The organism is Congzhengia sp., from assembly GCF_037235575.1.
Classification (GTDB): Bacteria; Bacillota; Clostridia; order UBA1381; family UBA9506; genus Congzhengia; species Congzhengia minquanensis.
Genome location: NZ_JAXUNN010000033.1, coordinates 35374 through 60316, shown reverse-complemented (window position 1 = coordinate 60316; position 24943 = coordinate 35374). Strand labels below are relative to the sequence as shown.

Genomic DNA, 24943 nt, shown 5'->3' with positions numbered 1-24943 from the left:
TTTAAAGAAAAAAAGAAAGACCCGGAAGCTACCGGGTCTTTCAAAAAAGAACGCTTTATTTAAAAACTATCATTGCGACAACATCGCCTTTTTTGGTATAAACCATAACTTTGCTTGGATCTTCTGCTCTCTGATTATAACCAATAATATTGCTAAAGTTGCCTTCCTCAATCATGTTATCCTTGCCTGCTCTGCTTGTATCAATTACATATACATTCACATTTTCTGTGTAGGTATATGTATAAACATCTTCATCAGTGGGATAATCAAAGGAAGGTGCCATAACAACCGTGTTCTCTTTTGCATTATGAACTAGACCAGTAACAACACGGAGCGGCGCATCTAATTCGTCTTTTCCGTTTGAAGTTCCATCAAATGTAACTAAGTTTTTCTGTTTTCCAGAAACTACATCTTCAGCTACAGCAAGTACTTCAATCGCGTCAACCAGCTTATCGCCGTCTGCTGCAACTCTGATAACATCGCCTGCAGAAACGGTGCGAACTGCTTCTGTATTATCACGGCCATCGTCATAAACCTCTAATTCTTCTCCAGTTGCACTAAGAAGCTTTAAGCATCTTCTAATTTGATCCTTATAATTAACATCTGAAGCCCTTGTGACAATCATTGGAATGTTGGTTTCAGACAACACCTCTGTGGTGACATCAGCACCGCCGGTTGCTGTGCCATAAACATAAATTGCCGCTGGCTTATTCGTTGATGGTACATTTGCAAGCTGCACATAATAACTTTCGTCCTTTTTAAAGTACGAATAGCTCTTTGTCATGTATGTACCGTTTATACGATCAGACGGAACAAGGATAACCTGCGAACCACTGATTGTATATTTGTCTAAAGTAGATCCAGTAGCCTTACACAATAAGGGTTCAGATGTGTAATTAACTAAATTTAATGATACATTAATTTCACCTGTGCTGTTACTGGTTAAAATGCTGTCAATTACATTGCCCGTTGTTGTATAACGAATTGGCTGAGCAAATTCTGCGTTTTCCGGTTCTTTTCCATCAATGGCAGCATTAATTCCACTTTTTGCAGCAGTACTACGCAGTAAATCCATAATTGCATCTGAATTCTTTGATACAGAATATACTTTTCCGTCAATTTTCACAGAATCTTTTAACGCATACTGATTTCCTGTCAACGTAGAATTTGAACTGCTCATCTTATAAATCATTACTTCAACTTTTGGATCTGTCATCGTTCCAGCTTCAGCTGCAGCCAAATATCCATATGCAAATGATTTTTCAGAAGATACTGTGTATCTCGCTACCCTGCCAAATGCATCTAAATAGAACTGAACATACATACCCGCGTTAATTTGTTCGCTTCTGTTACAACTTTCTGTAAACCTGTAATATGTATTCGGAGTTTTGTCAATCTTAATTCTGTCATCAGAAAGAATATCTGTAACCGTTCCGGCTTGTGTTTTGGTAGAAATCTGAACGTCAATCAGTTTGCCGTCGCTGCTTTCTGATACAGAGAGAACACAGGTCGTAGGAATTCCGGAGAAATCAGAAGGCGAGCCGTTTTTCGTAAAGGTAATTTTTTTACTTTTATCCGTTTCATCTAAAATGAAAGATTTAGAAGAATCATAGTAATCATATACCTTATAGTTCTTTGAATCTTTCGGAGAATTTACAAAAATTGTTTCATAGGTCCGAATAAATGCAACATCAGCAATATCATTGTTCATTGAGCAAACAAGAGTGATATAGCCGGATTGACTTGCGAATTCATCAATAATGTCACCAAAATCTTCATTTACAGACTGGCCGTTATGAATAATCGCAATATCAGAGTCAATGCTGATGTTCTCTGTGTCATCTTTGTCCTCCGTCCAGTATTCTAACTTCGAGCCATTAAATTCTTCAATATCATCCATGTTAATGGTCAATTCATAATTTTTCTTGTTCTGGAACGCAATATTATAAGCTTCGTAGTAGTCTGCGCCGCTTTCAATATCATAGTAAACCGTTACGCTTCTTCCAAGATAGTCGTTCAAGTCGTTAATTTTTAAGTTTTCAATACCATAAAATTCTCTTTTACCGCTACTTAGCTCAAGCTCAATTTGCTTTTTGTTACATTCGCTTTCCTCATCGTAATAAAGAGAAGTGCCATAAACCGCAACAATCCTGCCCTCAGCGGAAGAACGTGTAGAGGACGTCTGATCCCTCATGGAACCACTGGTTTCACCAGTTATCGGATCAACCATTTCCGCATTTCGCATGTTATAAATAAGCTGCGCAACACGGCCACGGGTTAGGGGTTCGCCCATTTTTGCACCACTGATTTTGTCCAGCAGTTTTGCTTTAACCGCAAGATTTAAATAGCCGCTTGGATAAGCACCTGCTGTGCCGCCTGCACGTTCTGCACGGTCTTCCGTATAACCCAGCGCACAAACTGCCATTTTAACGGCCTGTTCATACAGAACGCTGTTTTCGGGCTTGAATGTGCCGTCGTCATAACCGTTAATGATTCCTGAATTCTTTGCTGTTGTAATAAAATCAATTGCCCAGTGGGCATCCGTGCCGGTGGAAACAACGTCCGGAAACTTTGCCCTGTCAGCTTCAGAATACTTAATATTGCCGGAATTTTCCGCCAAACAAATCAGCTTTGTAAACTGAGCCCTTGTAACCGGATCCTCCGGTTTAAATGTACCGTCTTCAAAGCCATTTATAATACCTTCAGCTGTTAAGTCTGTTATTGCCGAATAGTAAGTGTAGTCAGACGGTACGTCACTGAAACTTAGATCAGCCGCCGATGTTACGGTGGGAAGTGCCATGGAAAGCAACATTCCTAAAGCAAGCATAAGCGACACTATCTTGTTTGTCCTTCGCATACTAAATACCTCCATTAATTTTATATTTGATGCTATCATATATTATAACACTAAGGGGATAATTAGTCAATCGTAATAATTTTACTTTTTCGTTACAATTTTTTTTAGTGCATTTTTTCGGTAGAACGAATTTTAAGCCGTAAAAACTTATATTTAAAGTCGTGGGCATTGAACGGAATAATTGGATAAAGATACCCTTTCCCCGTTACCGTTTTATTTGTTCCAATGAGTACAAAAGACAGCACCACGCCAATGATAAATCCCGTAAGATTAAAGAAGTGGCTCAGCACTAAAATAATAATTCGCATAAATTTAAACGCATAGTTTAATTCCACGCTGGGCTGAGAAAAACTGCAAATTGCCACAATAGACATATACAGAATTGTGTCCGGAACAAACCAGCCCGACTGAATGGCAAAATCGCCTAAAATCAGCGCGCCGATGATGCTCAGCGAGTTTCCCAACATATTTGGCGTATTCACCGACGCCAGCTTTAAAACGTCAATGGCCACTTCTAAAATAAGCAACTGAACAACGGGCGACACCTCGTTTGGCTCTGCTATTTGCAGAAAATGAAGCCACTCCGGCAGCCTGTCCATATTTTGAATTGCCAAAAGCCACAGCGGCGTTATCACCAGTGTGGAGAAAAAAATCAGATTGCGGACTGCGCGCATGTATCCGCCGATTACAGGCGGATAATAAAAATCGTCTGCCTCTTGGATAAAATCAAAAATGGAACTGGGCAAAACCATGGCGGAGGGGTCATTGTCCACCAAAATCACAATGTTTCCTTCCAGCACATTTGCCGCTGCAATGTCTGGACGCTCCGTATATCGGATTTTTGGAAACGGGTTGTACCATTTCCGCTTAATCAAGCATTCTGCCAAGCTTTCCTGGCTCATAGTAAGGGAGCGCACATCAATGCTTTCTATCCGCTTTTTAATCTTTTCCAGGGTTTTTTTGTCCACAATATCATCAATATAGGCAATTACCACATCGGTTCTTGACCGGTTCCCCACATTCACCACTTCGGCAACAAACTTCGGGTCGCGAATTCTTCTTCGAATCAGCGCCGTATTAAAGACAACCGTTTCCACAAACCCGTCTCGGGAGCCCCGGAGCACCTTTTCCTTTTCGGGTTCTTCCGTGCTTCTCGCCGGGTAGGTTCTGGCGTCAATTAAAATTGCTTCCTCATAGCCGTCTATCATTAAAATTGCAGGGCCGGACAGATATTGTGTGGTAATTTTCTCCACATCGCTCTCGGTTGAAACCTCAACATAGGAAACGAAGCGAGCCGCAAAATCTTGGGCAGTATTTACGTTTTCAAGCTGGTCCGGCGTCAGCCCCAGGAAAAACTGCATAATTTTCCCCACAACCCCGTCTTTAACAAACCCATCTATAAAATACATAACCGCCTTTTTGCCGCCGATTACAATCTGCCGTTCAATTAAATCAAAGCTTTTTTCTATCGGAAACAATTTTGCCATCATCTTGCGGTTTTCTTCTAAATTACGTGAAAGTTTCATAAATAAGTCCTTTCCGCCGATCAACACCGGCTTTCCATAATAAACACTTAAACTTATTATGTTCCAGCCGGCACGAAAATATCCAATGATTAATATCTTTTCAAAACCTCTGCTATGGCATTGCCAATGTAATATCCCGCATTTTCACACTCCTGAATGGTGTTTCCGGCGGTCCCGACCTCAATAATCATGGAGCCTTTTGTCATGTGCTGGTTAAAGCGTTCCCGCCGTATGTTCACCGGCCTTGCAATTTTCGGGGAAACCTTGTTTAACTCTGCCTGAATCTGCACGGCAAATGCCAAATTATGTTTCCAATCCGGATGTTTTAGCCCTAAGCCGTCAGTGCCAATAACAAACATCACCTGGGCAACCTGCTTGTCCTCCACCGTTGCCACAGGCTTCAGCTGAATGGCTTCGCCGTTTTTCGTCTGTTCGGCGTAATCTCTGTGCACGTCTAACACCACTTCAATGGTAGGATTTTTTTCAAGGTTTGACGTTATTCCCGCCAAAGCTTTCGTATACGAACCGTTGTATGCCGGATAGTCGTTTCGTGTAACGTCATGAATGACGTTTATGCCCTGGCTTTTCAGCCGTTCTTCAATCACCGTTCCAACCCGGGCGACATTTTTGTTGTTGTCTGTGGACCTGGCATCAGGGCTTTCGGCATAGGCTTCAGAAGTGTGGGTGTGCATAATTAAAACATTTGGTTTTCCTTCTTCCATTTTAAAATTCAGTTTTGTGTTTAAAAGGGACTGCACATCCGGCGTATAGGCAGTTTCGTTCCGAAACGTAATGCCGTCTGATGACATGTCAATACTTTTAATTTTTTTTCCTTCGGAGAAACTGATTTCCTCCTGTTTGTCCTGTTTTTCCGCAGCGTTATCTTCTTTTTTTACGCCGCTGTATTTGGCTGAATATTTCTTCGTCATTTCTTCACTGGATTTCACTGACGGTATAACAGCAGAAATCCGGTCGTAAACATTTCGTTTTTCAAATGGAAGTTCCTGCCCGGCACAAAAAATTTTATCAAATTCCGCCATAATAAATGCTCTGCTGGGCTGAATGTTTAGCTTTCCCAAGACGGACACAACAATTCCCACCGCAAACACAACTGCAATTGTATAAATTAAGGTATTAGAAAACACGTCTTTTAAAATAATTGTTTTATGATAATATCTTTTTCTTTTGCCGCGCATAGTATGTACCAATCCTTTCGTCTAAGCAGAAAATGTAAACCGTTATTCTATATTTATTAGCCTGTACGAAAAATTATGATTGATTCCCCACATAAAAAAACACCAAAGCAAACGCTTTGGTGTTTTTTTGAATCATGTAAAATTATTTTGTAAAACTGGAATTTGTGACGGCGAAAGGCTCCCGCACCGCATTGTTCGCCGCTTCTTTCAGCAAGGGCAAAACATCTCCGCCGAAAGACGGCGCATAATTTGCCGGCACATAATCGATGTTGTCAATGGAACGGTTCGTAAGCTTCTTCACCCATACCAACCCGGCCAAATACCGGCCTAAATCCTGTGTTAAATGGGTGCCGTCGCGGTTTAAGGTGTCGCCCAAATGACTTGTCCGTGCATTCTGCACCGCCGTGCCAACAGGAATAATGTTTTCTATATCCTCCTTGGGCAGCACAATTTCCTGTACGTTTTGCGAAATCCGCTCATACATGGTCATCTGGTCATTGCCAAATGCACTTAGTCCGGCATATCCTTCCTGATAAGCCCAGGTCATATGCCAATAAATTTCGCAGCTGGGGTTTGTCTTGTTTTGCTGCACATAGTCAATGAGCTTTGTTAAATTTGGCTCGAAAGAAGATGCAATGCCGGAATTTGCGCTTTGCTGCTGCAGGGTAATCACGTCCCAGTCCTCGTCTACAATGCCATACAACATAGTTTTTTCTGTTTCCGATTTCCATGAACCTGTATTATTTTTTGTATAACGGTAAGCAGGCAGGTTTCCTTCTAAGTTTTTCACATGGGTTTCCAAGGTGCACCCGCCTATGTAAAGATAGGCCACAGTAATGTCTTTTACGCCTGCGTCCTCCGCCAGCTGATAAAAATAGTTTGTGGCGTCCTCGGCATAGCTGTTGCCAATGGCCAGCACCTTAATGCTGTCCCGTTCGCTTTCGCCGGATAAATCTGCTTTTTCGCTGCTGCAAATAGGATTTAAGGTGTCAAGCGAGTCTAACACAAACACCTTTCCCAATACGGCATTATCCGCAAACACCGTTCCGCTGGCTACCAAACCGTCGTCCCCATTTTTTACTTCCGCTTTTGCAACCTCGGTTTTTAAAAGCCTGTTGTCCGCATCATAAAGTGCGGTGACAACGTCGGCGGTTGTTGGCTTGCTTTCTCCGTAAGTTGCCCACAGCTGCCAGGTGGCAGCGCTTTTGTCAAAGGATTTTAATGTGGCCGACAGCTTGCTTTTTGCCGTGCCAGCCAAGCTGATTTCAAATGGTTTCTGGGCATAGATGTAATCATACGAAACAGGCGTAATTTGAATTTTTAACTGCTTGCCGATAGCGCCGGAAGGCACCCGAAACGAAAACGCCCCCTCTGCCGTTCCCGCCATAACAGGATAAAAGCCTTCTGCTTCTGTTCCGGCAAGAATTAAAACCTGCGCCTTTCCCTCGTTTGCCGTCTGTGCGCCGCTGGACACAAAATCATAGGTAACGGAAAGTTCATCTCCAATTTCAAAAACCTCTTTGTCACCGCTGACGGAAACATTTTCAATTCCAAACTGGTAAGGCACTGCCTCCTCCACGTGAATGTTGGCGATGGCATATGCCCCGTCGGACACAAAGGAGAGCCTGGGCATGCGGTAATGCCCGCCCTGATAATTCCACTGGTAGAAGCATTCATACTTTGTCCAGCCGCCGGCCAGCGTCCACGAACCGGGTGTTTTTGCTTCTTCATTTGTGTTTACCCAGCTGTCGCCGTTAAAATATTGATAGTTCCACGCGGTGGGCTCCGCCTGGCTTTCATAGCCGTTTACCGACTTCATCCGCGCAAAATAATCGTCGCTTACAACCGTTTCCCCGTCTGCTGTAATTTCAAATTTGTTATAATCGTGAAACACATTTTGCTGGGTGCCGCTATACAGGTAAAACGGTATGTCCCCCGTTATCCCCGTGGAATTACCGTAACCCAAAAGCCCGTTGGGGTTTTTATCTGTCACGGTGCTGTCCAGCACATCGCCTTTTATGCTTCTGTCCATCATTGCATACAGCGGCATATTTTCGCTGCCGCTTTCCGCCTTTGCCCAAAAACTGATTTTATAGGTTTTCCCCTGGTCAATTTCAACGCTTTGATAAGGCGTCTCGTTCGCCGCCACTTTTAAAACGTTTTTCTTATCCAGCCCGGTTTCTTGCTGAAACGTCGCGTCTGCTGCAATGGTTCCGGCGTGGAACAATTTTGCCGAAATGGTATCCCCGCCCGGGGCGCAGTAATCAGACGATTTTTTCCCGTTTTTATAATAAATTACGCCGGTGTCATTGTCCGCCGCATCTTTCACTGCCATGTCGCCGTTGTAAACAATGTCTAAGGGTGCTATGGTTACATCGTCAATGTAAAGCTTAAAGTCCTCCAGCCCGGCATATACTGTTTCGCCGGTGCTGTTTTGATAGGAATAGATATACTGCACCGCCTCCCCGCTTTCTGTTGTCGCGGTCAGATTGTTTTCCGTTCCTACCGGCACGGCATAGGTTCTTATGGTGAACCGGGTGGTAAAATCGGTGTCGCTCTTTCTGCCGATTGCATGCTCCATATCTTCATACCAAATAAACTCATACTTTTGCCAGTCGTCCGTTATAATCTCTTTTGTGGGGGATTGCAGCCATTTTGAGCGCGTTCTGTCAATTCGTTTGTCCCCCGAACGGTCGGGGATAAACACGAGAGGCTTGTTATTTGCAGCTCCAAATTGCGCCAGCGCCTCAGACCCTTTGGCCCAAAGGCTGATTTTATAGGCCCTGTTAAACCACATTTTGTATGCCGGACCAGCTGCAGAAACCCCTACGTCCACAAACGCGTCCCTCGGCGCTCCCTTATAGGTAAGCTCGATAGAGGATTTCGACGTTTCAGCTAAAGCCTCCGGCACGTTATCCGAAAGCGCCGCATTGGAATTTATGTTGTTCCAGGAAAAATTGGTTTTATTGGGATCCTTTTTCCAGCCGTCGTCTTCAAAGCCGTTGTATATGTTCGGCTCATATCCCACGTTTCCACCGTCTGTCAGCATGCCGCTGTAGGGCATCACAGAAAAATTGTCCAGCAGACAGTCTACATAGGGCGTTGTTCCCGCCGCGCTGCACGCGTCAATATACTCCTGCGTAAAATTCTCAGAAGGACTTCCCGCAGGCTTTCCCAAAGGACTGTTTCCCATAGGCCTGAAATACATTTGGGAAGTAACGGTGTCTTTTATGTAATTTGTGTAGGTCACGTTGTCAATTTTAGACGTTGCAAATGTTCCGTCATACTCATAAATATACTCAAAGGTGTGCCATTCTCCGTCTACCATGTTGTTTCCATAAATATCCTTGTCAATGGATACGCCAAAATATTTATCCTTCAGGGTGACCTGTTCTTCCCCGTTCATTAAAGGCTGTGTGCAGGCAGAGTCTTTGTAAACCGGGACTGTGGAGTCGCCAATAAACACCAGCCGAACTCCCACTTTAGGCGACAGCTTGTCCGAATTTAAAAATTTAACCTCTCCCGTAATCCGAATCTTTTGTCCCGGAATCAACTTCACGCCGGTTACACCTCGGTTAATGCTGTTATAGTTTTGAATCCGCAGCATTCCGGAGGTATTATCCGAATCCCCTTTATAATAGGAAATCTGGTTATCCCCCATCATTGCAAGCCGTGAACCCAGGCTCATTTCTTTGTCAAATGGATAAAAAAACGCCCCGTCCTCCCCCTCGTAAAAGGTTTCAATTACGCTCGGGGTAGCTTCCGCTGACGCCGGGGCCGCTAAAATGCCGCAGACAGACAGCAATACCACAAAGCATAAACACATAGATATTGCTTTTTTCATTTGCTTCACCTCAACTTTATATTTGTTTTTATTGTACCAAATAAAACTGAAAGAGTAAACACTTTTTAAACCATTACACCCCCATTCATTACGGCAATTACAAAAAAACGCTCCGGAAACCGGAGCGTTTTTTATAAGTTACCGATAAAATTCGGCTGTTGCTTCAAAGAACGCATCAATATTTTCCCAGCTTGACATAGGCGGTATGTCGCAGCCGGACGAAATTACGAAATTTTTATATTTACAGCACTTTTGCATAATTTCTTTTGTATTTTGCTTTATGGAAGCAACCGTTCCGTTTCGGAATTCTCCTGCCGGGTCCACATTTCCCATAAAGATAACGTCACCTGGAATGTGCGGCGCGATTTCTTCCAAATCTACGGCGTTTCCAAAGTGATAAATATCTGCGTTCACCGTAAGAATATCGTCAATTAACGGAATTGTGTTCCCGCAGTTATGATATACAACCGCAAAATTTTCACTTTTCACCGCTTCAATAATCTGTTTGATATAAGGAATAGAAAATTCTGCGTTTAAATCGGGAGAAAGCAAACCTGCCGCCGGTTCGGCAATCACTACGCCGTGGGCCCCTGCATCGCGAAATGATTTGATATATTTTATAATAAAATCGGTTGCTTTTTGCAGCGTAGTATGTACCATTTCAGGCTCCACATAGCAATTTACCATAATTTCAGTCATGTCCATCAGCCGCCCCGAAAGGGAAAACGGCCCGATTACCCCTGCCAAAACGGGACGGTCGCAAATAAGCTCGCAGGCTTTTTTAATTGCCTCCGCATATAATGCTGTTCTGCCTGCTCCCATTTCCGGAACCGCCAGCTTCTGTGCGTCTTCAGGCGTTTCAAGCAGTTTTCCGATAACCGTCGGAACTTCATCGTCTGAAAACCGAACCTGCGCGCCAAAGGCTTCGGCTTCAACAGACAAATCCATCATACTGACAGCCGCCGCGCTGTCACACCGGTCGGCAACCGCTTTCATTCCCTTAGCCTGCAGGTCGCTGTCTGAAATCAGTTCCTTCACGCTGACATTTAAAAGCTGTACACACGGAAAGGAAAGGATGGGCATTGCTTTTTTCACATCTGCTGTTCTTAATTCATTTAACCATTGAGAAACTGTTTTTTCCACATTAAGCTCCGTTTCCGCCGTTAAGACACAATCGCGCTGTCCGTCGGCTGTTTTATATTGATTATGCAAAATCAGATGGAAACATCATCTGCTGCATATAGTGCTCCATAAACTGCGGATTCGCTGACAATTCCGCTGTTTTTGCATTTCCGGCAATTTCCTTTGCTTTTTCCAGACATTCTGTACTTTGCAAAATCATTGCTGCGCCGGTTCCTGCTGCATTGCCCAAAACCTGAACCTTGTTTTGAAATGACGGCGGCAGAAGACCGATTGTAATACAGCTTTCTATATCTACATAACTGCCGAAACCGCCGGCAATATAAACGCAGTCAAGCCCGGCTCCGTTTGGAACCAAAGTTTCAATTCCTGCACGAATTGCCGCTTTCGCAAGCTGTATCTGGCGGATATCTGCCGTAGTGATGGTAACTGCGCTGTCCGGAAAAGTAAAATCGTCTTCCATATATCCGCTGTCTTCTATAATTCCTGCTTTTAACAGGCAGGCCGCCGCGTCCATCAAGCCGCTTCCGCAAATTCCTGTGGGTTTGGCATGATTGATTGTGCGGTACCTGATGGCTCCGTTTTCTAACCAAACGCGGTCTATCGCTCCGGATACGGCCGGCATTCCGCACGAAATTCCTGCGCCTTCAAACGCAGGCCCCGCCGCGGTTGAACAGCAGGTAAAGCCGCCGTTGCTCCAATATGCCATTTCTCCGTTGGTTCCAATATCAATTAAAAGCGAAGAGCCGTCTTTTTGCATGTTGCTTGCCAGAATTGCTGTTGTTATATCCGCGCCGACATATGCAGAAATGCACGGCGGCAAGTAAAAGTTTTCCTGAAAAATTCCAAACAGGCTCTTTGGCGTAAACGGCGAAACGGCAATTCCGCTGGGGTCAAGTCCGGAAAAAAGATGAAGCATTGTTGTGTTTCCCGTAATTACAGACAGTTCCACCGGTTCGCCAAATTCCGTTTTCATGGATTCTATTTCGTCCTGCACTGCTTTTTGAAGCGTCTTCAATCCACCCTCGTTTGCAAATTGAATGCGCGAAATAACGTCTGCACCGAACTGCGTTTGAGGGTTTGTTCTGCAAGTCTGTTTTACGCAAAAACATTCGGGCATTTTATAAAAATATCCTGCAATTGTGGTTGTTCCAATGTCAATTGCCATTGCATAACAGTTTTTATCACCGGTAAGGGGACTTTTTCTAAAGTCAGGAAAATATCCGTCTGTTATTCCTTGAATTTGTTCATTTGAAGTAATAAGCGTAATATTCGCATCGCCGGTAACCGATGCATAACAGGCAAGACGAATGTTTGCGCCGATTTCTTCTTTGGTCAAAAAACGTTTTTCATCGCCGCTCATTTCAGACAAATTCCCAACGGCTTTTACTTTGCATTTTCCGCAGGTTCCATTTCCGCCGCACGGACGGGTAAGCTTAAATTCCGATTTTGCAATGATTTCGTCTATCCGCGTTTCGTTAAAAACAGAAATACAAATTTTTTTTGCGTCCGACTGCAGGGTTATTTTCATCAATATTCCTCGTTTCCTTGTCTGCTGTGATATTAGCATAACAAAAAAAGAAACGGATTGCAACTTGATAAAGCAGAATAGATAAAATATTTCAAAAAATCAAAAAATTTTTCTATACAAGATTTGCGGTTTATATTAAAATAAAGATAATATAATATTAAGTAAAAATGAAAGGAAGTTATGAGATGAATATTTTAGAAGAGATGAGCACATTTCTGCAGCAGGGAAGAGCAAAACAGGTGAAAGAGCTGGTTGCCCAGGCAATTGAAGAAGGAATTGCACCGCAGGAAATTCTTGAAAAGGGACTGCTGAGCGGAATGAGTATTATTGGTGAAAAGTTTAAAAACAATGAAGTTTTTGTTCCTGAGGTTTTAATCGCCGCCCGCGCTATGAACGCCGGCACGGAATTGCTTAAGCCGCATTTGGCAACTGCAGGAGTGAAATCCAGCGGAACTGCGGTTGTAGGAACGGTTAAGGGTGATTTACACGACATTGGCAAAAATCTTGTAAAAATGATGTTAGAGGGCAAAGGTCTCACAGTAATTGATTTGGGCGTTGACGTTTCACCAGAAACATTTGTTGAAAAGGCAATTGAGAACAACGCGCAAGTTATCTGCTGCAGCGCATTGCTGACCACAACAATGGTTGAAATGAAAAATGTGGTTGCTAAGGCAGAAGAGAAAGGAATCCGCGACAAAGTGAAAATTATGGTCGGCGGCGCCCCCATTACACAGGAATTCTGCGACAGCATCGGCGCAGATTATTATACAACCGATGCGGCTTCCGCTTCTGATGTTGCGCTGAAAATCTGTGCCGGTGCGTGATTGCGTTATGAAAGAGCTGGAACAAAAAATTTATAATTTCGGTATGGATCACGCCGCTGTTCTGCCCGTGGAGCAAATTCGTTTTGAGCCGTCGCTGATTTCGCTGTGCGAAAGCAATGCCTGCGGAAATTACGACAAGAACTGGACGTGTCCTCCCCGCGTTGGAAACACCGAAAAACTGATTGCAAAAGCAAAAACCTTTAAAAATATATTGGTTTTTCAAAAAATTTATCAATTAGAAGATTCTTTCGATGTTGAAGGAATGCAGGAAAGCAGCCGCAATTTTCAAAAGTTGATCAGAGACGTACATGCATTATGCAAACAAGCGGATTTTCAGTTTCTGCTTCTGGGGGCCGGAGGCTGCCGCTTCTGTGAAGAATGCGCCGCTGTCAGCAACGAGCCGTGCCGTTTTCCGGAGGAAAAAATTGCTTCCCTGGAATCTTACAGCATTCAGGTGTCATCCTTGGCAGAAGCATGCGGTATGAAATATATAAACGGCGCAAACACAGTTACATATTTCGGCGGAATTTTATATTGATTTTATAAACAAACGGAGCCTGTTTTTATAAAAAGGCTCCGTTTTATTGTTATTATTTTGAAGGATTTTTGCGGTATTTTCCGGGAGAAACACCAGTTATGCCTTTAAATATTTTTGAAAAGTAGCTCTGATCGTCAAACCCCACCAGGGCTGCAATGTCTGCTAAGGACAGGGAATGGTCTTTTAAAAGCGTCTTGCTTTTGTCAATACGAAGCCGGTTAATATAATTTACTAAGCTTATGCCCGTTTCCTCTTTAAATATTTTGCTTAAATACGCTTTGCTTAAATATACGTGTCCCGCAACGTCGTTTAACGATATCTTCTGCATATAATTTTCTTTTATAAACCGCTCTGCCTTATAAATGCTGTCCGCGTGCTTCACGTCCTGCAATTCGAACACATAGCTGAAATATTCATTCATCACACTACTCAGCCACACACTGAGCTGTTCAATATTTTCAAAACGTTCCACTTCTTTTAAGTAGTTATGATTAAGCGAAAAAATCTGAGAAATTTCCGCGCCGCCTTCAATCGAAAATCTTGATAGCTGAACAATCAGCTCAGTGATTCGTTCTTTAATTTTATCAAGTTCTCCTGCCGAATGGAAAAATATATGGCCCAGCAGCAGATTTAAAATCTCCTTTGCCCTCTTTTTATTGCCGTTTATAATAGAGTCGCGCAAATCGTTTTCCAGCGAAATCGGATATTGCTCTTTTTTTATGTCCGTGTTTTCCGCCGCCGCGTCATATACGGCATTTAAAAAGTCTTTTGTCTGAATATCTTCCCACTGTCTGCCGAACTGTAACGTCCGGCAAAAAACCGGAACCATAAGCTCGGTTAAATCATTGACGTTTTTCGTGCTCAAATGAGGAATAATACCTAAAAACGCATTTTGTTCTTCGTCAGGCTCGCCCATTAAAATTGGTCCCGCAATTACGCCGTAGTCCATGATATGCATTTCATCACAAATTGCAACTGCAATAAAGATAAACCCTCTCGGGCAGTAATAAATATACTTATCGTCCCAGCGCTGTGCCTCGTAACAGCCGTATAAATGCGTATTGGCATGATCTGGATAGCGCGGGCAGGTTTGGCAGAAGCTGGGTACTTCTAAAAATTTTCTCAGCCGCACATCAAACAAATTACAATCCACTCCACAGAGGCTGATGATATGATTTTTATATTTATTAAATTTTTCATTCATATACCTCATCCCCTTAAAAGTGTACTTTACCGCCTTCAAACGAGTCGCATTGAGCTAATTATACTATTATTTATAAAAATTTTCAATACTATTTTGTAATTTATACAATATCATTACCGCATAACCAATCGGTTTACAATTGACTTTTTCTGCAATTTATTGTAGTATAAAAGCAAGAGGTGAAATCCATGAAAGAAAAATTGTTAGAACTTTTTGAGCAAAACCGCGGAACGCTGATTTCCGGCAGCGACATTGCAAAAAGCCTGGGCGTGAGCCGCGCGGCAGTGAACAAGGCCATTTCCGGCCTGCGGGATTCAGGCTATAAATTCGATGCTACCAGCCGCTTAGGATATGTGTTTTCTGAAAAGAACGACATCATTTCCCCCAGCGGCATTTATAAATATTTAAACGGAAACAAACACAAAATTGTTCATTTAGATGAAGTAAATTCCACAAACACCGCCTTAAAGGAATTGGCGCAAAACGGCGCTCAAGAGGGCACCGTTGTGGTGACAGAGATGCAAACCGGCGGCAAAGGACGCCGCGGCAAACGCTTTTTTTCACCCAGAGGCTGCGGCGTATATTTCAGCCTGCTGCTCCGCCCGCGCTTAAAAGCGGCGGACTCTGTTTTCATTACCGTAGCCGCGTCCGTTGCAGTGCGCCGCGCCATAAAACACCTGCTGCATGCCGACACACAAATAAAATGGGTAAACGATGTTTATTTTAACAACAAAAAGCTGTGCGGAATTTTAACGGAGGCGTCTATGGAAATTGAATCGGGCTATTTAAATTATGCGGTTTTAGGAATTGGAATTAACATAAAACCGCCGGAAAACGGATATCCCGAGGAGTTTGCCTTTAAAACGACAAACCTTTCAGAGATTTCACATCCGCTTCCCGACGATTTAAAAAATAAGCTGATTGCCGAAGTGCTTACGCAGTTCGACAGGCTATATGAAACGTTAGAGCAAAAAGATTATATTGAGGAATATAAAGAGGCCTCCTGCATTTTGGGCCGTAAAATTGAAATTCTAGCCGGGCCTTATGCCGGCCCGGCGGTTGCTGAGGATATCGACAGCGATGCAAACCTTATCGTGCGCCTGCCAAACGGCAACACCGCTGCGCTGAACTCCGGCGATGTGAGCATTTGCCTTTAGTCCAAAAAACGCCGGTCAATGGGCACCATAAAACCGTCTAACGCCACAGTCATGCAGTCGCCGCCAATCATTTTTCCGTCATAAACCAAAATGTTTACAAAAACCTCCGCATCTTCTGCCCCGGGAAAATTTAATGCCCGAAAGGTGTAGCGTATTACGCCTTTTCCGCGGTATTTGTAAAGGTCGAAGCCGCACATTCTCTGCAAACGGTTGTAGCGGTTATAAACATCGTCAAACTCCTGGGGAATATAGACATTCTCCTGTGTTTCGCTGGTCGGGTCAACCTGCCAGCCGTAGCTTTCGGCGCACCGCACCCGGTCCTGTGTGGTGTTAAGTCCGCGGGTAGCGGCGTTTGTTATAAATTCCCCGGCGATGAGCCTTCCCCACAAAATCAGCACCAAGCCAACTAAAATTAAAAACAGAATATGTGTAAAATTTTCTTTTAAAAAGCTTTTCATGGCAAACTCCAATATTTCGTTTTGTATTATATATGATTTTTATTGAAAAGATATGTAAAGACTGATATAATAAAACTTGAAAATATAATTGCGCCTGCGGGCGCAGGTATTAAAGTAAGTTTATTGGGATATTTATCGTATCATCAAATAAAATGATTTGAAACCGGAGGGAAACAAAACGTTGTATATTAAACGTACGCAAAAGCTTACCAAAGCTTCTTCCTGCGCCAGCCTCATCACCTCCCCGGAAAATATTTACTATTTTTCGGGCTTTACCGGGGGCGAGGGCGCGCTTTTTATTGATCAAAACCGCCGCCTTTTGTTTACCGACTCGCGCTATACGGTGCAGGCCCACGAGCAGGCGCCGGATTTTGAAATTATTGATCTTGCAGAAAAAAGCCTCTCTGCATTTTTAAAAGGAGAAAACCTTCAAACCATTGGTTTTGAAGATGATTTCGTGACCTTTCAAACCTATTTGGGATTGGAAAAAATCGCAGATAAATCGGTTTGGCTGCCTATATCAGATAAAATATTAGAGATTCGAATGATTAAAGACGAAACAGAGCTTGCTGCAATTGCCTCTGCGGCAAAGCTTGCCGACAACGCGTTTTTGTATATTTTAACGCAGATTGCCCCGGGCAAAACAGAACGGGAAATTGCCCTTTTGCTGGAATTTCACATGAAGCAAAACGGCGCCGAGGGGCTTTCTTTTGAAACCATTGCGGCCTCCGGCGTGCGCAGCGCCATGCCCCACGGCACAGCCACGGATAAAGTAATTGAAAAAAACGACTTTTTCACCCTGGATTTTGGCTGTAAGTTTCAAGGCTATTGCAGCGACATGACCAGAACCGTGGTTGTGGGAAAGGCCAGCGACAAACAAAAACAAATTTATGAAACCGTGCTTTCGGCGCAGAAAGCCGCCCTGTCAGAGCTCACTGCCGGTGCGATGGCCAACGTGGTGGACTCTGTTGCGCGAAACCTGATTAAAGACGCGGGGTTTGGTAAATATTTCGGCCACGGCTTAGGCCACAGCGTTGGGCTGAAGGTGCATGAAAAACCGTCCCTCTCGCCCAAGTGCAGCGATATTTTGCTGCCTGGCGAGCTGATGACGGTTGAACCCGGCATTTATATCGAAAACTTCGGCGGCGTGAGAATTGAAGATTTGGTGGTTATAAAAGAAGACGGTTATGAAAACCTGGTTGCATCGCCAAAAGAACTGATTGAACTTTAAGGGGGACTTTCACTTGCTGTCAAAAATAAACAGTATGGGGCTAAACGGAATTGACGGATATCTGGTAGGCGTTGAAACAGACATTGGCAACGGCCTGCCGGCCTTTGACGTGGTGGGTCTGCCCGATGCCGCTGTAAAAGAGTCCCGCGAGCGTGTGCGCGCCGCCATGAAGAACTGCGGACTAACCTATCCCACCCAGCGCATAACGGTGAACCTGGCCCCTGCCAACATTAAAAAGGCCGGGCCCATTTACGATTTGCCCATCTGCATCGGGCTTTTGGCAAGCTCCCAGCAGCTAAACGCAGACCTCTCCAATTATGCGTTTGTGGGTGAAATTGCCCTTTCCGGCGAGCTTCGTCCAATTGTCGGCGCGCTTCCAATGGCAATTTGCGCTGCCGAAAACGGAATTAAAAATATCATTCTTCCCGCCCAAAACGCAGCTGAGGCGGCTGTCGTGAAAGATTTAAATGTCTTTGGCGCTGCTAATTTGCTGGATATAATAAAACACTTCATCACAGAAGAAAAGCTTAAAAAAACCGAAATTGACATTGATAAAATTTTTTCTCATCAAACAGACTCTCTGCTTGATTTTGCAGATGTGAAAGGTCAGGAAAACGTAAAAACTGCCTTGGAAATTGCCGCTGCCGGCGGACATAACTGTCTGCTCATCGGCTCCCCCGGTTCGGGGAAAACCATGCTGGCCCAGCGTCTGCCCTCTATCTTGCCGGCGCTTTCTCTTTATGAGGCGCTGGAGGTGACAAAAATTCACTCCATTGCAGGGCTTCTTCCGCAAAACGTTCCGTTGATTACCACGCGGCCTTTTAGAAGCCCACATCACACCATTTCTGCCAACGGCCTTTCCGGCGGCGGGAGTATGCCCCGCCCCGGCGAAATCAGCCTGGCCCACAACGGCGTGTTGTTTTTGGACGAACTGCCCGAGTTTAAAAAAGATGCATTAGAAGTGCTGCGCCAGCCTATGGAAGACGGCGTAGTGACCATATCAAGAGTAAACGCTACGCTAACCTATCCCAGCTCCTCTATGGTGGTAGCCGCCATGAACCCTTGTAAATGCGGTTACTTTGGCGACAGTACGCGAAAATGTACCTGTTCTGAACAGCAAATTCGGCAATATTTGGGCAAAATCAGTGGCCCTTTGCTGGACAGAATTGATTTACATATTGAAGTGCCCGCGGTAAAATACCGCGATTTAACAGACGGAAAACCTGTTGAACCTTCTGCCGAAATCAGAAAGCGCGTGGAGGCAGCAAGAAAAATTCAGGAAAACCGGTTTCAGGGTGAAAAAAATGTGCACTGTAATGCCCAGATGACGCCAAAAATGGTGGAAGAATTTTGCCCGTTAGGAACGGAGGAATCGAAGCTGTTAAAAGATGCGTTCCATAACTTAGGACTCTCTGCCCGGGCGCATAATCGGATTTTGAAGGTGTCGCGGACGGTAGCAGACCTTAAGGGAAGTGAAAACATAAAAAGAGAGCACTTGGCTCAGGCAATTTTTTACAGAAGTTTAGACAGAAAATATTGGTAACAAAAAAACACAGCCCGGCACCAAAGCCGGGCTGTGTTTTTATCATTCTGTTTCATGAAAGTCCTTAAAATTCATTTCCAGCGCCACATTTTGCGCGCAAATCAGATCTAACACTGCAAAAACCGTTTTCTCCAGTTTTCCGGCCTCGCTGTAGTCTGCAGGGGCAATATAATCCACCCGACCCTGGTGCATAATGTCAATCGCTGTTTGTTTTTTATCGCTGTAAACCGCAATGGAGTGCCCGCCATTTACCTTTACCAGTTTCATGCAGGGAACGTCGGTAAACCCGTCGCCAATGTAAATCATGTTTTGAAATGGAATTCTGCGCTTGTTCTCCGGCGTAAATTTGTTCAGTCCCGTGTGGTCCGTCACGTCTAACACACCCTTGTTAATGCGGAACAAAAACTGGGTTTTGCTGGTATAGTTCACCGCCATAGCCGGCCATACGGGAACATTTTGCTCGTCATAAAAAAACTCCGCCGCATAAATTCCTTTAAACTGCTTTGCAATTGGCGTTCCTTCTATAATTTCTTTTAAACCTGAGGAGATAATATAGTGCTCCAAACACAGTCCCAGCTCCTCTGCATAAGCGTTCACGCGGTTGAACCAGGAAAGCACGCCGGGAAAAAGCTCCACCGTTTCGCCTAAGTTTTTAAATTCTTCCCGGTTTAGCAGCTTTTTTCCCCTGGCCTCGGTGAGCATCACATACATATACGCCAAAATTTGATCCATACTGTGCTCTTGGGTAAGCCGGTTACACTTCTTCCAGAACTCCTCCGCCGTCATGCCAATGCCGGGAATGAACGCATACTCCTGCATATCTTTCGTCGACAGCGTTTTATCAAAATCATACAGAATGGCCGCCACAGGTTTTGTTTTCATGCTAATCCTCCTCCAGCATGTTGCTCTCATGAAAGCCTTCGCTGTTTTCTGTCAATGTTTTAATTTCTTCCGGCAGCAAGCTTACGCTGATACTTTTGCCAAACAATGTCACCGTCCCGCTTTGGGGTGCGTCTTTGTCGGGATTAAAGCTCCGTACCACAAGTTTGTCGTTATCCTCCTGCTTCTTCACCACGGTTGTATAAAGTGCATCGTTGTCACAGTTAAAAAAACCGTCGCAAGATTTTAGCGTTCCGGCGTGGTTTGCCTCAAGCAACACCCTGGGCGGATTGTTAAACGCGGTTGCTTCCGCCGCAAGGTTTTGGGGCCGCTGTGTAAACACCCGCAGCCTGCCTTTCGTTTCGCCCTGTCCCATATAACAGTAATCCGCTTTTTCCAGCTCCCTTGTTCTCAAATCGCCGAAAATGCAGTTGCGCAAAAGCGTTAATCCAATGCTGCTGCCGGAAAAATGATAGGCAAAAATGCTGTCCATTGCAACATAAAAGCCGCTGTTTTCAGAAATTAAGGAAATGTGCTCGCCAACCGGCTTTTCAAATTCAGAGGCAGGCCGCGCCTCACAGCCATATGGCGATGATGCAAAACAACGCAAATGATTGTTTCTACCCTGAAGCTCCAATTTCAGCGCAAAGCCTTTTTCTTGCCACAGCACGCGATAGTCGCAGTCAATGTGTTCATTATAAAGCGTGTAGTAAACCTCCGCCACGGAATGGCCAAACCGCCAGGTAGTCTTCAGTTTTGTAAGGCATAGCCCGTCTTCTGTTATCTCTGCCGACTCAAGCGTAAGATATTGTTTTTTATCCTCATAAACCGTCTTATTAAAGCCCCAGGTGTCGCACTGGTCCTCTATGGCATAGGGACGCAAAAAACATTCCGTCAGCAGCTGTCCGTTTTCATACAGTGCAGGTGCGCCGGAGGAAACATCTACACGGAAACGGCCGTGTTCGGCGCCGATAACAGATTTTGGTTTGATATGGCCGCATGGCTTGTTTGTTTTTTTCACGATAAAGGAGCGATATCCCAATGCCGGAATTTCTGCTGTAAACGCGAAGCGGGAACGAAAGCCCGGCACCACCGATTTTTCGCGGATAATCTGGCACGGAATTTTTTCTCCCAGCTCGTCAATCAGTTCAATGCCGCCTTCATACCACGGAAATTCCCAGGCCCACTGCACCTCTGCCTCAATCGCGCCGCAAAACGCCGCACAGTTTAAATTCCAAACAACTAAATTCCATTCGTTGTCAGGATTTTTTCCCGGCATTTTTATGTTGTTCGTCATGGCCTGCAGGGCAAACGTCACAATTTCATTTGTGGTTTGAAGGCTTCTTCCGTGGAGGTTGCGGGCGTCGAAATAAGCATCTTCAATGCAGGCGCCGCCCAAGATGTCGTGAAACTGGTTAAACAAAATGTCCTGCCAGCTTTTCCGCAGCTTCTCTGCCGGATATTCCATTCCAACCAGTTTTTCAGCCAAAACAGACGCTTTTTCTGCGTTTAAAGCTCCATACTCCGCCAACCGGTTGTTTTTCTTTATTTCCGTAAAATTTGAATAAGGCCCAATAAACGTTACCTGAATTTCACCCTTAATGCGGCCTAAATCCTTTCCCTTCTGACGGTCAAAATAGTCCTCCACCGTTCCAAAGCGAAACTGCACCTTGTCTTGATATGTAACACGATATTGCTCAATTTTCGAGATTGCTTCCTTTGTTGGCGCACCGCCGTGGTCTGTTACACCGAACACCACCAAAAGGTCTTGCCCATCGGGATTCTCCGCCACTTTTTTCAGCGTGTCCTCCTCAAAATGCTCGGTGAAAATTTCGCCGCCGTCGCCGCCCACACGGTAAGCCAGCACGCTTTTTCCTGCGCCGCCCTCCCAAACAAAAAGAGGAGCGTCCAGTTCATACTGGGCCTGATTGGGACGCCAAAAACAATAAAATTCAATACCACACCCTGACAGGATTTGGGGAAGATTGGAGCAGTGGCCGAAGCTGTCGATATTAAACGCCGCGCGGGACATTTTACAGAATTTTTGCAGCAAATAGCGCTGACCGTAAAGGCCCTGCCGCACATAGCTTTCGCCGGAAGCGGCATTGGTATCGGCCTGAAGCCACCAGCCCTCAGCAAGGTCCCACCGGCCCTCGGCCACCCGCTGTTTTATCTCGCAAAATAGCGCCGGATTTGTCTTTTCAATTTGCTCCAGCACGGCCGGAGCTGAAAAGGAATAGCAAAAATCCGGCGTTTCCTCCATTCTTTGAAGAGCCGAATGAAAGGTCGCCGTGATGGAGGACAGCGCTTCGTCCCACCTCCACAGCCAAACCGGATCGTAATGGGTGTTTCCTATCATAAAAATGTCTTTCACGCTGCATGCCCCCTATGTTTATTCTCCGATATACGAAAACCGTTTTATCTTTTTTCCGTCCTTCTCAACCATCTCATTCCACATGGCCGCCGGGCGCACCCATAAACCGCAGTCGCCGTACAGTGCGCGGTAAACAACCATTTCCTCCAGCGTTTCCGAATGGAGGCCAATGCCCAGCACCTCATATTCATTTCCTTTAAAATGACGGTATTTTCCCGGTTTTATCTCCATTTTACCAACACTCCTATTTATCTTTCAGCGTAACAACCGTCACGCCCATTTCTCCTTCACCATATCTTCCTGCCCGGTAGCTATCCACGCAGGGGTGCCGCCTTAAAAATTCGCCGATGCCCGCGCGCAGAACGCCCGTTCCCTTGCCGTGAATAATGGTTACCTCATGTAAGGAAGAGAGGTAGCAGTCGTCCAAAAACTTATCCACTTCTAAAATTGCCTCGTCCAGCGTGAGCCCGCGAACATCCTTTTCCATTGATGCGCTGGCCTGCTTCGACGCCTTAAAGGTAGCAGAAATCGTCTTCCCCTGCGTCTTTTTGTCGTGAACTTGTTCTTTTCCGGAGGTTAAATCGCTTAAATTCGTTTTAATTTTCATAATGCCCGCCTGAACAAACAGCGCGCCTTTTTTGTCCGGCAAGGTTAAAACAGATGCGTCGGTGTCCAGCGACACAATGTGAACGGTTTCGCCCAGCTTCACCTTCTTTAAGGTTTTTACTCTGGGCCTGTCTTTTCCTGCGCCCTGTGTAATTTTTTCCGACTCCCGCCTTAAAGCATCCTTTGCTTTTTCCGCCTTTTCCATTGCCTCACGGTAAGCGGTTGTGTTTTTCAGCTCCCGAAACTCCCGCAGCGCCTCTTGGGACTGTTTTTTCGCACTCTCCACAATCGCCATGGCGTCTGCGCGGGCCTGCTGCGTGAGCTTTGCCTTTTTCTCCTCCAGCCTGTCTAATTCCCTGCGCATGTTTTCTTTAAAAATCCGCGCATCCCGGGAGGCGTTTTCCGCCAAACGCCTGTCTTCCTCCGCCCGTTTTCTGCTCTCCTCTAATCCCGCTATTACGTCTTCTAATTTAATATTGTCATCGGTAATCCGTTTTTTTGCGTTTTCAATTACGGTTTCACTCAGGCCAAGCCGTTTGGAAATAGCAAAGGCGTTGCTCTTTCCCGGTACGCCAATCATCAGGCGATAGGTAGGCGAAAGAGTGGCAACATCAAACTCGCAGGATGCGTTTTCCACTCCCTGCGTGGATAAAGCATACATTTTAAGCTCGCTGTAGTGCGTTGTAGCGGCAATGCGCGCGCCGAAGTTTCTTAAATATTCAATAATGGAAACCGCTAAGGCCGCGCCTTCGGTGGGGTCTGTTCCCGCGCCCAGCTCATCTGCCAGCACAAGGGAATTTTGCGTGACCTCATTTAAAATGCCCACCAAATTCACAATATGAGAGCTAAAGGTGGATAAATTCTGCTCAATGCTCTGTTCATCGCCAATGTCGGCGAACACGTTGTCGAACACCGCCATGGTGCTGCCGGAGGCGGCGCTGATGTGCAGGCCCGACTGGGCCATTAACGTAAACAGCCCCAATGTTTTAAGGGACACTGTTTTTCCACCTGTGTTCGGGCCGGTAATAATCAGCGTGTCGTAAGCGTCGCCTAACGATATGTCAATGGGCACCACGCGCGTTTTGTCCAAAAGCGGGTGCCGCCCGCTCTTTATCCGGATAACGCCCTGGTCGTTTAACTCTGGCTCCGCCGCGTTTTGAGAAAGGGACAGCCGCGCCTTGCAAAAGATAAAATCCAGCTCATAAACCGTGTTAAAATTGGCAAGAATTTGTTCTGCAAACTCTGACACAAAGGCGGACAGTTCATATAAAATCCGCTCAATTTCTTCCTTTTCCTTGCCCTTCAGTTCCGTAATTTCGTTGGTCATTTCCACTACGCTGGCAGGCTCAATAAACACCGTAGAGCCAGACGACGATGCGTCGTGAACAATGCCCTTAATTTCATTCTTATTTTCGGCTTTCACCGGAACCACATACCGGTCTCCCCGCATCGTGATAATGGGTTCCTGCAAAAACTTTTGAAACCGGCCGGACGTAATGATAGAATTCAGCGTGTCGCGGATTTTTCCGGCCTGTGTTTTTAATTTTCTGCGAATAGCAAAAAGAGCGGGGCTGGCTCCGTCGGCCATCTCGTCCTCGCTGATAATTTTTTCGTTGATTTCATTTTCAACCTGTTTTAAGTTTTCTAAGGCATCTGAAAGCGCGCGCAGGTTCGTTCCTTCGCTGGGCTTGTCCTCCTCGATATATGCTTTCAGCCTGCGGGCAGTGGACATCGCCGTGCTTAAGGAAAGCAGTTCATGCATGGTCATGGCGCCGCCGCGCCCGGTGCGCATCACCGCGCCGCTCACGTCTGAAACAGTAAAGCCCGGCGCGCTGCCCCGGCGCAGCAGCACTCCCGCCGCCTCAGTGGTTTCCTGCTGCATTCGCTTCACCCGGGCAAGGTCTGTTTCCGGGGCTAAATTTAAAATCCGCTCCTGCACCTTTTCGTTTTGTGTGTAGCCTTTCAGCATGTATAATATTTTATTAAATTCCAGTGTCTGAAATGTTTTTTGGTTCATTTTTTCTCCCATCTATTT

General features: G+C 45.2%; 17 protein-coding genes. 5 read left to right on the top strand and 12 right to left on the bottom strand.

Annotation, left to right across the window (positions count from 1 at the left end; all coding sequences use genetic code 11):
• Positions 1-55: 55 nt before the first annotated feature.
• The 6 genes from WIG73_RS08090 to WIG73_RS08065 form a co-directional block, all read right to left on the bottom strand.
• Positions 56-2857 (bottom strand): S-layer homology domain-containing protein, encoded by a 2802-nt coding sequence (locus tag WIG73_RS08090; protein ID WP_337400060.1) that lies wholly within the window; start codon positions 2855-2857, stop codon positions 56-58.
• A 104-nt stretch (positions 2858-2961) separates the two neighbouring features.
• Positions 2962-4383, bottom strand: coding sequence for a spore germination protein (locus tag WIG73_RS08085; RefSeq protein WP_337400059.1), 1422 nt, complete (start codon positions 4381-4383; stop codon positions 2962-2964).
• Positions 4384-4472: 89 nt separating this feature from the next.
• Complete coding sequence (spoIIP, locus tag WIG73_RS08080; RefSeq protein WP_337400058.1) at positions 4473-5579, bottom strand: stage II sporulation protein P; 1107 nt, start codon at positions 5577-5579, stop codon at positions 4473-4475.
• A 142-nt stretch (positions 5580-5721) separates the two neighbouring features.
• Complete coding sequence (locus tag WIG73_RS08075) at positions 5722-9423, bottom strand: DUF4886 domain-containing protein (RefSeq protein ID WP_337400057.1); 3702 nt, start codon at positions 9421-9423, stop codon at positions 5722-5724.
• A gap of 138 nt (positions 9424-9561) precedes the next feature.
• Positions 9562-10566 carry a uroporphyrinogen decarboxylase family protein gene (locus WIG73_RS08070; RefSeq protein ID WP_337400056.1) on the bottom strand — a complete coding sequence of 335 codons (1005 nt, stop codon included), beginning with the start codon at positions 10564-10566 and terminating at the stop codon, positions 9562-9564.
• A gap of 61 nt (positions 10567-10627) precedes the next feature.
• A complete protein-coding gene (locus WIG73_RS08065) occupies positions 10628-12094 on the bottom strand; it encodes an ASKHA domain-containing protein (RefSeq protein ID WP_337400055.1) in 1467 nt (488 codons plus the stop codon).
• Between the two features lie 185 nt (positions 12095-12279).
• Between WIG73_RS08065 and WIG73_RS08060 the strand changes: the two genes are divergently transcribed.
• Both WIG73_RS08060 and WIG73_RS08055 read left to right on the top strand, forming a co-directional pair.
• Entirely contained in the window at positions 12280-12918 is a 639-nt protein-coding gene (locus WIG73_RS08060) for a corrinoid protein (protein WP_177680796.1), read from the top strand.
• Between the two features lie 7 nt (positions 12919-12925).
• A complete protein-coding gene (locus WIG73_RS08055; protein ID WP_337400054.1) occupies positions 12926-13456 on the top strand; it encodes a DUF2284 domain-containing protein in 531 nt (176 codons plus the stop codon).
• Between the two features lie 52 nt (positions 13457-13508).
• Here the strand turns inward: WIG73_RS08055 and WIG73_RS08050 are convergent, their stop codons facing one another.
• Entirely contained in the window at positions 13509-14660 is a 1152-nt protein-coding gene (locus WIG73_RS08050; RefSeq protein WP_337400053.1) for an AraC family transcriptional regulator, read from the bottom strand.
• Between the two features lie 188 nt (positions 14661-14848).
• On the opposite strand from WIG73_RS08050, the gene WIG73_RS08045 reads away from it, so the two are divergent.
• Complete coding sequence (locus WIG73_RS08045) at positions 14849-15817, top strand: biotin--[acetyl-CoA-carboxylase] ligase (RefSeq protein ID WP_337400052.1); 969 nt, start codon at positions 14849-14851, stop codon at positions 15815-15817.
• Here WIG73_RS08045 and WIG73_RS08040 read toward each other — a convergent pair.
• Positions 15814-16275 carry a DUF4830 domain-containing protein gene (locus WIG73_RS08040; protein ID WP_249313373.1) on the bottom strand — a complete coding sequence of 154 codons (462 nt, stop codon included), beginning with the start codon at positions 16273-16275 and terminating at the stop codon, positions 15814-15816. The genes WIG73_RS08045 and WIG73_RS08040 overlap by 4 nt on opposite strands.
• A gap of 181 nt (positions 16276-16456) precedes the next feature.
• Here WIG73_RS08040 and WIG73_RS08035 point away from each other — a divergent pair, with 181 nt between their 5' ends.
• Together WIG73_RS08035 and WIG73_RS08030 are read left to right on the top strand one after the other, a co-directional pair.
• Entirely contained in the window at positions 16457-17506 is a 1050-nt protein-coding gene (locus tag WIG73_RS08035) for an aminopeptidase P family protein (protein ID WP_337400051.1), read from the top strand.
• Positions 17507-17519: 13 nt separating this feature from the next.
• Positions 17520-19049 (top strand): YifB family Mg chelatase-like AAA ATPase, encoded by a 1530-nt coding sequence (locus WIG73_RS08030; protein ID WP_337400049.1) that lies wholly within the window; start codon positions 17520-17522, stop codon positions 19047-19049.
• Positions 19050-19091: 42 nt separating this feature from the next.
• Here the strand turns inward: WIG73_RS08030 and WIG73_RS08025 are convergent, their stop codons facing one another.
• The 4 genes from WIG73_RS08025 to WIG73_RS08010 are packed head-to-tail and all read right to left on the bottom strand — an operon-like array spanning position 19092 to position 24925.
• Positions 19092-19931, bottom strand: coding sequence for an HAD family hydrolase (locus WIG73_RS08025; protein WP_337400048.1), 840 nt, complete (start codon positions 19929-19931; stop codon positions 19092-19094).
• A gap of 1 nt (position 19932) precedes the next feature.
• Positions 19933-22302 (bottom strand): glycoside hydrolase family 38 C-terminal domain-containing protein, encoded by a 2370-nt coding sequence (locus WIG73_RS08020; protein WP_337400047.1) that lies wholly within the window; start codon positions 22300-22302, stop codon positions 19933-19935.
• 18 nt (positions 22303-22320) lie between these two features.
• Positions 22321-22533, bottom strand: coding sequence for a DUF1653 domain-containing protein (locus WIG73_RS08015; RefSeq protein WP_337400045.1), 213 nt, complete (start codon positions 22531-22533; stop codon positions 22321-22323).
• A gap of 13 nt (positions 22534-22546) precedes the next feature.
• On the bottom strand, positions 22547-24925 hold the full coding sequence (locus tag WIG73_RS08010; protein ID WP_337400044.1) for an endonuclease MutS2: 2379 nt from the start codon (positions 24923-24925) through the stop codon (positions 22547-22549).
• Between the last annotated feature and the right edge of the window lie 18 nt (positions 24926-24943).